This is a genomic window from Geobacillus stearothermophilus ATCC 12980, from assembly GCF_030369615.1.
Taxonomy (GTDB): Bacteria; Bacillota; Bacilli; order Bacillales; family Anoxybacillaceae; genus Geobacillus; species Geobacillus stearothermophilus.
Map to the genome: position 1 here is coordinate 145,050 of NZ_CP128494.1, position 13,462 is coordinate 158,511.

At 53.4% G+C, this 13,462-nt stretch carries 8 protein-coding genes, 4 tRNA genes, 3 rRNA genes and 1 pseudogene; 14 read left to right on the forward strand and 2 right to left on the reverse strand.

All coding sequences use genetic code 11. From position 1 onward, the window contains the following. Nucleotides 1–9 precede the first annotated feature (9 nt). The 6 genes and pseudogenes from truA to QSJ10_RS00840 all read left to right on the forward strand — a co-directional run bounded on the left by truA (nucleotide 10) and on the right by QSJ10_RS00840 (nucleotide 4,471). Nucleotides 10–774, forward strand: a complete 765-nt coding sequence (gene truA / locus QSJ10_RS00815) for a tRNA pseudouridine(38-40) synthase TruA (RefSeq protein ID WP_033008695.1) — start codon at nucleotides 10–12, stop codon at nucleotides 772–774. A gap of 227 nt (nucleotides 775–1,001) precedes the next feature. Next, nucleotides 1,002–1,439, forward strand: a complete 438-nt coding sequence (gene rplM / locus QSJ10_RS00820) for a 50S ribosomal protein L13 (protein ID WP_033017233.1) — start codon at nucleotides 1,002–1,004, stop codon at nucleotides 1,437–1,439. Between the two features lie 22 nt (nucleotides 1,440–1,461). Continuing rightward, complete coding sequence (gene rpsI, locus QSJ10_RS00825; protein WP_033008697.1) at nucleotides 1,462–1,854, forward strand: 30S ribosomal protein S9; 393 nt, start codon at nucleotides 1,462–1,464, stop codon at nucleotides 1,852–1,854. Nucleotides 1,855–1,970: 116 nt separating this feature from the next. Further along, nucleotides 1,971–2,411 (forward strand): YbaK family protein, encoded by a 441-nt coding sequence (locus QSJ10_RS00830; protein WP_033008700.1) that lies wholly within the window; start codon nucleotides 1,971–1,973, stop codon nucleotides 2,409–2,411. Nucleotides 2,412–2,477: 66 nt separating this feature from the next. Beyond that, nucleotides 2,478–3,194 (forward strand): N-acetylmuramoyl-L-alanine amidase CwlD, encoded by a 717-nt coding sequence (gene cwlD / locus QSJ10_RS00835; protein WP_033017232.1) that lies wholly within the window; start codon nucleotides 2,478–2,480, stop codon nucleotides 3,192–3,194. 250 nt (nucleotides 3,195–3,444) lie between these two features. Then, nucleotides 3,445–4,471 (forward strand): annotated as a pseudogene (locus QSJ10_RS00840) (Mrp/NBP35 family ATP-binding protein). Between the two features lie 123 nt (nucleotides 4,472–4,594). Here the strand turns inward: QSJ10_RS00840 and gerD are convergent. After that, on the reverse strand, nucleotides 4,595–5,182 hold the full coding sequence (gerD, locus tag QSJ10_RS00845) for a spore germination lipoprotein GerD (RefSeq protein WP_033017230.1): 588 nt from the start codon (nucleotides 5,180–5,182) through the stop codon (nucleotides 4,595–4,597). A gap of 149 nt (nucleotides 5,183–5,331) precedes the next feature. Here gerD and QSJ10_RS00850 point away from each other — a divergent pair, with 149 nt between their 5' ends. Continuing rightward, nucleotides 5,332–5,937 (forward strand): KinB-signaling pathway activation protein, encoded by a 606-nt coding sequence (locus tag QSJ10_RS00850; protein WP_033017271.1) that lies wholly within the window; start codon nucleotides 5,332–5,334, stop codon nucleotides 5,935–5,937. 138 nt (nucleotides 5,938–6,075) lie between these two features. On the opposite strand, the gene pdaB is transcribed toward QSJ10_RS00850, so the two are convergent. After that, complete coding sequence (gene pdaB, locus QSJ10_RS00855; protein ID WP_033017270.1) at nucleotides 6,076–6,831, reverse strand: polysaccharide deacetylase family sporulation protein PdaB; 756 nt, start codon at nucleotides 6,829–6,831, stop codon at nucleotides 6,076–6,078. 502 nt (nucleotides 6,832–7,333) lie between these two features. Between pdaB and QSJ10_RS00860 the strand changes: the two genes are divergently transcribed. From QSJ10_RS00860 to QSJ10_RS00890, 7 genes are all read left to right on the forward strand, one after another. Continuing rightward, nucleotides 7,334–8,892, forward strand: a 16S ribosomal RNA gene (locus QSJ10_RS00860). A 393-nt stretch (nucleotides 8,893–9,285) separates the two neighbouring features. Then, a 23S ribosomal RNA gene (locus QSJ10_RS00865) occupies nucleotides 9,286–12,213 on the forward strand. A 366-nt stretch (nucleotides 12,214–12,579) separates the two neighbouring features. Beyond that, nucleotides 12,580–12,696 (forward strand): 5S ribosomal RNA (gene rrf / locus QSJ10_RS00870). Together the 16S, 23S and 5S rRNA genes with 4 tRNA genes alongside form the textbook arrangement of a ribosomal RNA operon. A gap of 158 nt (nucleotides 12,697–12,854) precedes the next feature. Beyond that, nucleotides 12,855–12,929, forward strand: a tRNA-Asn gene (locus QSJ10_RS00875). Nucleotides 12,930–12,936: 7 nt separating this feature from the next. Beyond that, nucleotides 12,937–13,012: transfer RNA gene (locus tag QSJ10_RS00880), tRNA-Thr, on the forward strand. A gap of 9 nt (nucleotides 13,013–13,021) precedes the next feature. After that, nucleotides 13,022–13,093, forward strand: a tRNA-Glu gene (locus tag QSJ10_RS00885). Between the two features lie 107 nt (nucleotides 13,094–13,200). Then, nucleotides 13,201–13,275: transfer RNA gene (locus tag QSJ10_RS00890), tRNA-Gln, on the forward strand. Nucleotides 13,276–13,462: the final 187 nt, after the last annotated feature.

Below are 13,462 nucleotides of genomic sequence, written 5' to 3' on the forward strand. Positions count from 1 at the left end.
AGGAAGACCATGACGAGACGGATCAAATGCGTGGTAGCGTATGACGGCACCCATTTTTCCGGTTATCAAATTCAGCCGGGAAAACGGACGGTGCAAGGCGAGATTGAGGAAGTGCTCAAACGGATGCATAAAGGGAAAGCCGTGCGTGTAACGGCTTCCGGGAGGACGGATGCCGGGGTTCACGCCTATGGGCAAGTCATCCACTTCGATACGGCGCTTGTGCTTTCTCCTGAACAGTGGAAAAGAGCGTTAAACGCCCAGCTTCCGGACGATATCGCCGTTCGTTCGGCAGAGGAGGCAGACAGCACCTTTCATGCCCGCTTTTCGGCCAAGGCAAAAGAGTACCGCTACAAAGTGTGGACTGCCGCCGACCGCGACGTCTTTCGCCGCCATTACTGCGCTTGGCATCCATACCCGCTGCATATCGGCGCCATGGATGAAGCGCTTCGCCAACTGATCGGGACGCATGACTTTACGAGCTTCTGCTCCGCCAAAACGGAAATGGAGGATCGCATACGCACCATTTACCAGGCAGAGGTGGAAACCGACGGTTCGATGATGGAATTCCGGTTCATCGGCAGCGGCTTTTTGTACAACATGGTGCGCATCATCGTCGGCACAGTGCTTGAAATTGGCCAAGGGAGGCGGTCCCCGGCAGACATTGCAGCATTGCTTGCAGCCAAAGACCGGAGACTCGCTGGCCCGACGGCGCCGGCTGAAGGATTGTATTTATGGCGGGTGTACTATGATGATGAGTTTTTCGCCGTCAGTTGACCGGTGGTGAACACCGTGTTCGAAAGTCGTCTCACGCTTTTAGATGACAAAAAACCGGGGCGCCATAAGTGAAGACAACGAGTCCCCGTGTAACATCTTCTTGACATTGGCGTTCCGGCAAGCTATTATATCATATGGCATGTATTTTCCACGATTAGCCCCGGACAGCAATCGTGTTGAAATAAACAACTTTACTTGTTCATTTTTCTTTTTAGGAGGGAACTACATTGCGTACGACTTATATGGCGAAACCGAATGAAGTAGAGCGTAAATGGTACGTTGTCGACGCAGCCGGCAAAACGTTGGGTCGTCTGGCCAGCGAAGTCGCAGCGCTGTTGCGCGGCAAACATAAACCGACATTCACTCCGCACGTTGACTGCGGGGATCATGTGATCGTCATCAATGCTGACAAAGTGGAACTGACAGGGAAAAAGTTAACGAAAAAATTGTACTATCGCCACAGCTTATATCCAGGCGGTTTGAAAGTGAGAACGGCGCTCGAAATGCGCACGAATTATCCGGAAAAAATGATTGAACGGGCGGTGCGCGGCATGCTTCCAAAAGGCAGCCTTGGCCGTCAAATGTTCAAAAAACTGCATGTTTACCGCGGAAGCGAACACCCGCATCAAGCGCAAAAACCGGAAGTATACGAACTTCGCGGATAATTGACAAGGGAGGGTATTTATTTTGGCACAAGTACAATATTACGGTACAGGTCGTCGCAAAAGCTCGGTTGCTCGCGTCCGCCTCGTCCCGGGCGATGGACGCATCATCGTCAACAAACAAGACATTCGTGAATATATTCCGACAGAAGCGCTTATCGAAATGGTAAAGCAACCGCTTGTACTGACAGAAACGCTCGGCAGCTACGACGTGTTGGTGAACGTTCACGGCGGCGGATTTGCCGGCCAAGCGGGCGCCATTCGCCACGGCATCGCCCGCGCGTTGCTTCAAGTCGATCCGGAATTCCGAACCGTATTGAAGCGCGCTGGCTTGCTGACGCGCGATGCCCGCGTCAAAGAGCGGAAAAAATACGGGCTCAAAGGCGCCCGCCGCGCTCCGCAGTTCTCGAAACGTTAACCGTGTTGTCCAACCCAGCCAGTTTGGCTGGGTTTTTTGCTTATTTCTGCCTTTGGCCCGCGCGCATGTTTGCGTTTGATCGTTAAACACTACATCGTAAAGGAGCGTGAAACACGATGACAGTCATCACTTCATTCGCGGAAAAAAGGCAGGAAAAGCAGCTCCGCTATGAGCGGAAAATGCTGCGGGAGTTGTCGCTGGAGAAATTGCGGGCCAAAGTGTTGGAACATTTTGCCCCTTTCTATCAAATGTACCGGATTTTCCCATCTACTGTTGAGGAAGGCTGCATTGACCTGGCCATTGAAGCGTATTTGCTCGGCGCCCATTACAGCCGGTTCGGCTATTATGGGGAGTCTGTGGACAGCGTGCGCCGACGTTGCGCGCAAGAGGAGAAATATTTAATTGACACACTTTTTGATTTTCTCTGCTTTTGGGGCAACATCGACGACGATCTGCTCGGCCAGTCGCTCTATTACGCCTGCGAGCAATATATCGTCGGCTGGTGGACCGAAGGGTTTGAACGGGGAAAAAAACGGCGCCGCCTAAAACTTCACTGAATAAGTTCTATTCCCGCCCCTTGTCCCATATAAGATAGAGAAGGGAAACGTGCGGGAGGAGAAACGATGAAAGAAAAATGGAAGTGGCTTGTCGCCTTTACCGCGGCTGCCATTGCGGGAATTTTGTTATTTCCGTCTTTATTTTCTGATCTGACCTCAACAAAACCGTGGAATCTCCCATTGTCCGGGCGAATTATCGTCCTAGACCCCGGCCATGGCGGGCCGGATGGCGGGGCGGTCGGCGGCGAGGTGCTGGAAAAAGAAATCGCGCTCAACGTCGCGAAAAAATTGCGGGACTACTTGCAGCAACAAGGAGCGCTCGTTCTGATGACGCGGGAGACAGACCGCGATTTGGCCAGCCCGTCCACGCGCGGCTACAGCCGGCGGAAAACGGAAGATTTGCACGAACGAACATCATTCATTAACCATTCCGATGCGGATTTGTTTATCAGCATTCACCTCAATGCCATTCCATCCCCGCACTGGCGGGGGGCACAGACGTTTTATTACGGCTCGCTCATCGAAAACGAGCGGCTCGCCAAATTCATCCAAGCCGAGTTGCGGCGCAACTTGGAAAACACCCACCGGGTAGCGAAAATGATTGATACCGTTTATTTGCTAAAGCATGCCAAAAAGCCCGGAGCGCTCGTTGAAGTTGGATTTTTATCGAATCCGGACGAGCGGGAGCTGCTCGCCTCTGACCATTACCAGACGAAACTCGCCGCCTCGATTTACAAAGGAGTGCTGCGTTACTTTTCGAACGAACCTACCCCTCGCGAATAGCGAGGTTTTTTATCGTCCCGAAGCGGGAAAGGCCCTGCTTCCAAGCGGGGAAGAACGGCCAAGGCGAGAGAACCGTTCTCCCCCGTCCAAAAGCGCGCCATCGCCATTCATACATCTGAAAAGAACACTCAATGTAACGAATGTCGAAAAGCCGGGACAGGCAGGGGGCCGAAATGGAAGCCATCTGGCGGTTTATGGTATAGTAAATATATAAGGGAACTATTGATTTGAAAAAGGGTTGGTGAATACGATGCTGACGGAAAACGAAGTGCGAGCCGTTCTTGAAAACATGAAAGACCCGTTTTTAAACAAGACCTTTAAGGAAACAAACGCCATTCAAGAAGTTAAAATTAAGGAAGAGAAAAACCATGTCAGCGTAAAGATCGCGCTTGCCAAAACCGGCACGCCTGACCAACTGCGCGTGCAAACGGCGATCGTCCAGCAGCTGAAAGAGGCTGGCGCTGCATCCGTCGGCTTGCGGTTTGCCGAACTGCCGCGCGAAGTGGTTGAGAAATACAGCGACAATCCACAAAAAACGACGTATATCGCCATCGCCAGCGGCAAGGGCGGCGTCGGAAAATCAACGGTTTCCGTCAACTTAGCGGTCGCGCTCGCCCGGCTTGGCAAAAAAGTCGGGTTGATCGACGCCGATATTTATGGGTTTAGCGTTCCAGACATGATGGGAATTACTCAGCGTCCGACAGTGCGGGGCGATAAAATCATCCCCGTCGAGCGGTTTGGGGTGAAAGTCATTTCGATGGCCTTTTTCGTCGAGGGCAACGCTCCGGTCATTTGGCGCGGCCCGATGCTTGGAAAAATGCTGAACAACTTCTTCAAAGAAGTTGAGTGGGGCGACTTGGATTACTTGCTGCTCGACTTGCCTCCAGGCACCGGCGATGTCGCGTTAGACGTGCACACGCTTTTGCCGTCATGCAAAGAAATTATCGTCACCACTCCGCACCCGACCGCCGCGTTTGTCGCTGCCCGCGCTGGGGCAATGGCGCTGCGCACCGAACATGAAATTATCGGCGTGATCGAAAATATGTCGTACTACGAGAGCCGGAAAACAGGAGAGCGGGAGTATGTCTTCGGCAAGGGTGGCGGAGAAAAGCTGGCCAAAGCTGGCCAAAGAGCTGCAAACCGAGCTGTTAGGGCAGCTGCCGCTTCAGCAGCCGGATTGGAACGACGACGACTTCGCTCCGTCCGTTTACGCAGAAGATCATCCGATCGGGAAAATTTATATGGATATCGCCCGCAAAATCGTTGCAAAATATTAATCGGTTTCACAAAAAGCGTCCGATGCCGAGAAACCGCCGATTAGAGTGTTGGCGGTTTTCAGCGCACGGACGCTTTTTGCTTGATTAATCTCCTCCGCCTTGTTGGTTGCCGGTGCTTTCTTCTCACTCTCCCCCTTCCCCTTCGCCTTCTTCTTGTTTTTCTCCGCCTTGCTGAACCTTTTCAGCTGCTTTCATCAACATATCTTGAATTTTCGCCTGATACAGCGGGCTGTTCAACGTTTCCGTGATCACCTTTTGCAAATGCTGGCGGAACTCTTTGCTTTTTAAGACATCGACCATGGCTTTTTCCATTTCTGGATCTTTTAAAATATCGATCATCAGCGCCTGGTAATCGGGATCTTTCATGAGCGCCTTCATCATTTTTTCATGTTCTGCTTGCAGCCCTTTGGCAAAACTTTCAGCGAATTTCGGGTCTTTTAACGCACTTTCCCAGAACTTTTTTCCTTGATCGGATGTCAGCATTTGTTGCAGCGTTTCTTTTACAGCTTTTTGATCTATGACTAGTTGCTGCTTCATCTGATCTTCCGACATAATATCTTGAATCGCCTTTTTCCCCTCGTCGGTTTTTAAAATGTCAACAACCATCTTTTTCGTTTCGTCATAATCCGGGGGAGGGGGGCTGGTTTCTTGAGGGGCACAGGAACCAAGAACGAGAAAACTGAGCAAGAGGAGCGGTAGGCATTTGTTCATGAAAGTGAGCTCCTTTCTGCAAAAATCCCTCACCCTTAATATGAATGTTGGCGAAAAAAATATACATGGGGAAGATCGGAGCTGGCTTTTTCACAAGGGCGCTGGTAAAATGGTAAGCGGGTTATGCTGGAACGATGGAGGATGAAGCTGTGAACAGCCGCAAATGGGTGCGTTTATTTTTGACCACGCTGCTGATCGGCGGAATCGCGACAGCAGCCGTCGGGATAGTTTTGAATTGGAAAGAGTTTGGACATCTCCTTGTACGTTTCGAGGTCATTGAATTTCTTGCCGTATTGCTTTGGCATGTCGGCGTCGGCTTTATTTTCAGCGTCATCAGCCAGGCGGGCTTTTTTGCCTATTTGACCGTCCATCGGTTCGGACTTGGCATGTTCCGTTCCCTCTGGAACGCTGTCCAGCTTGTTTTGATCATATTCGTGCTGTTCGATCTAGTCTATTTCCGCTACATGGTGTTTGCGGATAAAGGCGATTCGATCATCCCGTATGTATTGACCGCCTTGTTTATTTTGGCGGTTGGCTTAGCCGTTGCCTACATAAAAAGCGCGCAGACGAACAAAGGGGCATTCGTCCCGGCGCTGTTCTTTATGGTCGTGGTAACGGTGATTGAATGGTTTCCCGTTTTGCGCATCAATGACCGAGACTGGTTATATTTGATGCTGATTCCGTTATTAGTATGCAATGCATATCAACTTCTTATACTGCATAAATTGACAGGCGGCGCAGGATCGTCCGCGTAAAGCGCCGCCTGTTCTTTTTTGTCGGGCCGCTCATTCTAAAAGGAAACATGATCAGGATATCATCCAACTGCAACGGCCATGCTAAAGTCTTGAGGGAAGGCTGGCGGCTTTTAGGCGAAAACCCGCCTCCCGCCCTTTTTAGTCGATCCCTTTGCTTTCTGCTTCACCGTTGGCCAGCAGCTCAGAGAGGCTGGCGTTTTTATAGCCGTTTTCTTTCATGGCTGCAATAATTTTCGGCAGCGCCTTTGCCGTTTGTTTGGCCGAGTCGGACGCGTGAAGGAGCACAATATCGCCCGGCTCCAAATCGCTTGTAACGTTGGCGACAATTTGCTCTGTGCCGGGATTCAGCCAGTCCTTCGAGTCAACGCTCCAATGCACAACCGTATAGCCGAGAGACTCCGCAAGTTTTAGCACCTTTTTGTTAAAATTCCCTCCCGGGGGGCGCAGCAACTCGACGTTTTTCACACCTAACATGTCGAACACTTTCGCCGCCATCATTAAATCTTGGCGGATTTTAGCGTTCTCGAGTTCTGCATAATTGACAAAATTATACCCCATGCTGCCGATTTCATGCCCTTCCTCTTTGATCCGCTTTACGACGGACGGATGGCGTTCAGCCCATGAGGCTGATAAAAAAAAGGTTGCGTTTTTAATCCCGTGTTGCTTCAATACGTCCAAAATTTTTTCCGCGTTCTCATCCCCCCAGCTAATGTCAAACGTCAATGCCACCTCATCGCGGTCATTGTCCACCTTGTACACGGCCTTAGGCCCAGAGGAAAGCGAAAACACGGGTCGGTTCATTTCATAAGCGTATAGGATGAACGCAGTGAAAAAAGCAGAACAAATAATAATGAGAGCTTTTTTCAATGTCCGCCCATTTAGTGCGTAAAACATGGCTTCCATCCCTCCCTAAACAGTTGTCCTATGTACATCTTATGCGGCGGTCTATGGCGGTTATGAAACATAATTGCCACTCCTTGGCGCCAGAGTAGGCAAAAGCGGGGGTGGGGATAAACATGGATTGGGATCCGCAAACTTCCTAAAAATATTATCTTGCATTTTTGGAGGTAAAGTGGTATATTTTTAAACGTCGCTGTTCGGAAAAGCAGCTTGGCAACAGCGAAGCAAAAAAGTGGTTGACATCAAAAAAGTGTTATGATAATATAAAAGAGCTGTTTACAAAGGACAATTTACAGCGTTCCTTGAAAACTGAACGAAACGAAGCGCGACGAAAAGCGGAGGTTCGCGGGTCGCCGCGACGGGTAAATGTTCTTCGCCTGCAAGGGTGCTTGCACCCGGAAGGTGAAGGTTATTTGACCCCGAGCGGCGGCGGACCGAAGCTGGACAATACGAAAAGCAGAGGTCCGCATGGGCCGAAGCAAAAGCCAATCAACTTTCTTTGGAGAGTTTGATCCTGGCTCAGGACGAACGCTGGCGGCGTGCCTAATACATGCAAGTCGAGCGGACCGGATTGGGGCTTGCCTTGATTCGGTCAGCGGCGGACGGGTGAGTAACACGTGGGCAACCTGCCCGCAAGACCGGGATAACTCCGGGAAACCGGAGCTAATACCGGATAACACCGAAGACCGCATGGTCTTCGGTTGAAAGGCGGCCTTTGGGCTGTCACTTGCGGATGGGCCCGCGGCGCATTAGCTAGTTGGTGAGGTAACGGCTCACCAAGGCGACGATGCGTAGCCGGCCTGAGAGGGTGACCGGCCACACTGGGACTGAGACACGGCCCAGACTCCTACGGGAGGCAGCAGTAGGGAATCTTCCGCAATGGGCGAAAGCCTGACGGAGCGACGCCGCGTGAGCGAAGAAGGCCTTCGGGTCGTAAAGCTCTGTTGTGAGGGACGAAGGAGCGCCGTTCGAAGAGGGCGGCGCGGTGACGGTACCTCACGAGAAAGCCCCGGCTAACTACGTGCCAGCAGCCGCGGTAATACGTAGGGGGCGAGCGTTGTCCGGAATTATTGGGCGTAAAGCGCGCGCAGGCGGTCTCTTAAGTCTGATGTGAAAGCCCACGGCTCAACCGTGGAGGGTCATTGGAAACTGGGGGACTTGAGGGCAGGAGAGGAGAGCGGAATTCCACGTGTAGCGGTGAAATGCGTAGAGATGTGGAGGAACACCAGTGGCGAAGGCGGCTCTCTGGCCTGCACCTGACGCTGAGGCGCGAAAGCGTGGGGAGCAAACAGGATTAGATACCCTGGTAGTCCACGCCGTAAACGATGAGTGCTAAGTGTTAGAGGGGTCACACCCTTTAGTGCTGCAGCTAACGCGATAAGCACTCCGCCTGGGGAGTACGGCCGCAAGGCTGAAACTCAAAGGAATTGACGGGGGCCCGCACAAGCGGTGGAGCATGTGGTTTAATTCGAAGCAACGCGAAGAACCTTACCAGGTCTTGACATCCCCTGACAACCCAAGAGATTGGGCGTTCCCCCTTCGGGGGGACAGGGTGACAGGTGGTGCATGGTTGTCGTCAGCTCGTGTCGTGAGATGTTGGGTTAAGTCCCGCAACGAGCGCAACCCTCGCCTCTAGTTGCCAGCATTCGGTTGGGCACTCTAGAGGGACTGCCGGCGACAAGTCGGAGGAAGGTGGGGATGACGTCAAATCATCATGCCCCTTATGACCTGGGCTACACACGTGCTACAATGGGCGGTACAAAGGGCTGCGAACCCGCGAGGGGGAGCGAATCCCAAAAAGCCGCTCTCAGTTCGGATTGCAGGCTGCAACTCGCCTGCATGAAGCCGGAATCGCTAGTAATCGCGGATCAGCATGCCGCGGTGAATACGTTCCCGGGCCTTGTACACACCGCCCGTCACACCACGAGAGCTTGCAACACCCGAAGTCGGTGAGGTAACCCTTACGGGAGCCAGCCGCCGAAGGTGGGGCAAGTGATTGGGGTGAAGTCGTAACAAGGTAGCCGTACCGGAAGGTGCGGCTGGATCACCTCCTTTCTAAGGACGAAAAGCGGAAGCGCCGCGTTCGGCTCTCGAAGCCAAATGTTCTTCACCCGGAGGGGTGCTGGCACCCCGAAGGGGAAGGTTATTTGGCAGAAGAGAGCCAGGCGCTGGAGCTAGACAAGACGAAAAGTGGAGGCCGCAATGGCCAACTGTCGATACACAGCGCTTCTGTTTCGTTCAGTTTTGAGGGAGCGAGTCATGTTCTCTCAATGACAAAAATCGTTCCTTGAAAACTAGATAACCGGAAAAGCGGAGGCTCGCGGGTCGCCGCGATGGGCAAATGTTCTTCGCCTGCAAGGGTGCTTGCACCCGGAAGGCGAAGGTTATTTGACCCCGAGCGGCGGCGAGCCGACGCTAGACAATAAGGAAGAAGCCGAGAGCGCTGTAGGTTAAGCTAGAAAGGGCGCACGGTGGATGCCTTGGCACTAGGAGCCGATGAAGGACGGGGCAAACGCCGAAACGCTCCGGGGAGCTGTAAGCAAGCGTTGATCCGGAGATGTCCGAATGGGGGAACCCACTGTCCGTAATGGGGCAGTATCCATGCCTGAATCCATAGGGCATGGAGGGCACACCCGGGGAACTGAAACATCTTAGTACCCGGAGGAGAAGAAAGCAAACGCGATTCCCTGAGTAGCGGCGAGCGAAACGGGAACAGCCCAAACCAAGAGGCGTGCCTCTTGGGGTTGTAGGACCGCTCATTGTGGGAGTGAGAAAGGAACGGGGTAGACGAACCGGTCTGGAACGGCCGGCCAGAGAAGGTGACAGCCCTGTAGTCGAAACTTCGTTCCCTCCCGAGCGGATCCTGAGTACGGCGGGACACGGGAAATCCCGTCGGAAGCAGGGAGGACCATCTCCCAAGGCTAAATACTCCCTAGTGACCGATAGTGCACCAGTACCGTGAGGGAAAGGTGAAAAGCACCCCGGAAGGGGAGTGAAAGAGAACCTGAAACCGTGTGCCTACAAGTAGTCAGAGCGCGTTCATGCGTGATGGCGTGCCTTTTGTAGAATGAACCGGCGAGTGACGATGGCGTGCGAGGTTAAGCCGAAGAGGCGGAGCCGCAGCGAAAGCGAGTCTGAATAGGGCGAAAAGTACGTCGTCGTCGACCCGAAACCAGGTGATCTACCCATGTCCAGGGTGAAGGCCGGGTAACACCGGCTGGAGGCCCGAACCCACGCACGTTGAAAAGTGCGGGGATGAGGTGTGGGTAGGGGTGAAATGCCAATCGAACTTGGAGATAGCTGGTTCTCCCCGAAATAGCTTTAGGGCTAGCCTCGGGATGGAGAGTGTTGGAGGTAGAGCACTGATTGGGCTAGGGGCCCTCATCGGGTTACCGAACCCAGTCAAACTCCGAATGCCAACGACTTATGCCCGGGAGTCAGACTACGAGTGATAAGATCCGTGGTCGAGAGGGAAACAGCCCAGATCGCCAGCTAAGGCCCCAAAGTGCACGTTCAGTGGAAAAGGATGTGGAGTTGCAAAGACAACCAGGATGTTGGCTTAGAAGCAGCCACCATTTAAAGAGTGCGTAATAGCTCACTGGTCGAGTGACTCTGCGCCGAAAATGTACCGGGGCTAAACGTGCCGCCGAAGCTGCGGGATGACCGTTGGTCATCGGTAGGGGAGCGTTCTAAGGGCGTTGAAGCCAGACCGGAAGGACTGGTGGAGCGCTTAGAAGTGAGAATGCCGGTATGAGTAGCGAAAACAGAGGTGAGAATCCTCTGCGCCGAAAGCCTAAGGGTTCCTGAGGAAGGTTCGTCCGCTCAGGGTTAGTCGGGACCTAAGCCGAGGCCGAAAGGCGTAGGTGATGGACAACAGGTTGAGATTCCTGTACCACCTCCTTCCCGTTTGAGCGATGGGGGGACGCAGGAGGATAGGGCGAGCAGGCGGCTGGAAGAGCCTGTCCAAGCCGCAAGGCTGATCCGTAGGCAAATCCGCGGATTGTAAGGCCAAGCGGTGATGGCGACGGAGTCATCCGGAAGTCCCCGATTTCACACTGCCAAGAAAAGCCTCTAGCGAGGGAAGAGGTGCCCGTACCGCAAACCGACACAGGTAGGCGAGGAGAGAATCCTAAGGCGCGCGGGAGAACTCTCGTTAAGGAACTCGGCAAAATGACCCCGTAACTTCGGGAGAAGGGGTGCTCGTTTGGGTGAAGAGCCCGAACGAGCCGCAGTGAAAAGGCCCAAGCGACTGTTTATCAAAAACACAGGTCTCTGCGAAGCCGAAAGGCGACGTATAGGGGCTGACACCTGCCCGGTGCTGGAAGGTTAAGGGGAGCGCTTAGCGGAAGCGAAGGTGCGAACCGAAGCCCCAGTAAACGGCGGCCGTAACTATAACGGTCCTAAGGTAGCGAAATTCCTTGTCGGGTAAGTTCCGACCCGCACGAAAGGTGTAACGACTTGGGCGCTGTCTCAACGAGAGACCCGGTGAAATTATACTACCTGTGAAGATGCAGGTTACCCGCGACAGGACGGAAAGACCCCGTGGAGCTTTACTGCAGCCTGATATGGAATTTTGGTATCGCTTGTACAGGATAGGTGGGAGCCTGGGAAGCCGGAGCGCCAGCTTCGGTGGAGGCGGCGGTGGGATACCACCCTGGCGATATTGAAATTCTAACCCGCACCCCTTAGCGGGGTGGGAGACAGTGTCAGGCGGGCAGTTTGACTGGGGCGGTCGCCTCCCAAAAGGTAACGGAGGCGCCCAAAGGTTCCCTCAGAATGGTTGGAAATCATTCGGAGAGTGCAAAGGCACAAGGGAGCTTGACTGCGAGACGGACAGGTCGAGCAGGGACGAAAGTCGGGCTTAGTGATCCGGTGGTTCCGCATGGAAGGGCCATCGCTCAACGGATAAAAGCTACCCCGGGGATAACAGGCTGATCTCCCCCAAGAGTCCACATCGACGGGGAGGTTTGGCACCTCGATGTCGGCTCATCGCATCCTGGGGCTGTAGTCGGTCCCAAGGGTTGGGCTGTTCGCCCATTAAAGCGGTACGCGAGCTGGGTTCAGAACGTCGTGAGACAGTTCGGTCCCTATCCGTCGCGGGCGCAGGAAATTTGAGAGGAGCTGTCCTTAGTACGAGAGGACCGGGATGGACGCACCGCTGGTGTACCAGTTGTCCCGCCAGGGGCACCGCTGGGTAGCTATGTGCGGACGGGATAAGCGCTGAAAGCATCTAAGCGTGAAGCCCCCCTCAAGATGAGATTTCCCACCGCGTCAGGCGGGTAAGATCCCTCGAAGATGACGAGGTCGATAGGTCCGAGGTGGAAGCGTGGCGACACGTGGAGCTGACGGATACTAATCGATCGAGGGCTTAACCTAACAAGAAAAGTGGAGGCCGCCTGCTTATCGGCGAGGCGCGCTGGAGGGCCTGCGAGCGGGCTTAGCCCGCCGCAGCAGGACCGAAGCGTCGCGAGCCGATGGCGGCCGGAACTAGACAGCGAAAAGCGCAGGCGAGCGGTTCGCCGCGACGGGCAAATGTTCTTCACCCGCAGGGGTGCTAGCACCCCGAGGGGGAAGGTTATTTGACCCCGAGCGGCGGCGAGCCGGAGCTAGACAATGAAAAGTGAAAGCGCCCCGGCTTCTTCCTGAAACGGTTATCTAGTTTTGAAGGAATGAACTTCCTGTTGACAAATAAAGCAGGGTGGATATAATAATTATTGTCTAAAGCAAATCGATCATCCATTGCCTAGTGGTGATAGCGGAGGGGAAACACCCGTTCCCATCCCGAACACGGAAGTTAAGCCCTCCAGCGCCGATGGTAGTTGGGGCCAGCGCCCCTGCAAGAGTAGGTCGCTGCTAGGCAATGTTATTCACTTCGCAATAGCTCAGCGACGAGCTTTAGCATCGTTGAATTTACTTTGAGTTGTCCCGACGTATCCGACTCCTTATGAATTGGCTGGCAGAGGAAGAGGCAACAAGCACATTGAGAAGATGCGCATGACATATAGTTTATTCATCATTCCGCAATAGCTCAGCGGTAGAGCAACCGGCTGTTAACCGGTAGGTCGTAGGTTCGAATCCTACTTGCGGAGCCATTTTTATGCTTCCATAGCTCAGTAGGTAGAGCACTTCCATGGTAAGGAAGAGGTCACCGGTTCGAGCCCGGTTGGAAGCTCCATTTCTCACTGGCCCGTTGGTCAAGTGGTTAAGACACCGCCCTTTCACGGCGGTAACACGGGTTCGAATCCCGTACGGGTCACTTTCGTTCAAATCAACCGTCCTTCGAAGGGCGGTTGATTTGAAAATGTATAGCCACATTGCAACAGTGACATAATAATTACCGGATATCGAATCGTTTCACAGCGTTGGGCTATAGCCAAGCGGTAAGGCAACGGACTTTGACTCCGTGATGCGCTGGTTCGAATCCAGCTAGCCCAGCCATTATTTTTTGTACATAAAATTTACATGCTATGGGTCATTCGTTCAGCAACGAGCGTTGCATCTTCGAATTTGCTTCGAGTTGTCCCGACGCATCTGACATCTTCGAATATGCTAGTAGAGGAAGGGACATCGTTGTCTCGGGAGTGTTATTGAACCCATGAGCCATTAGCTCAGTAGGTAGAGCAAC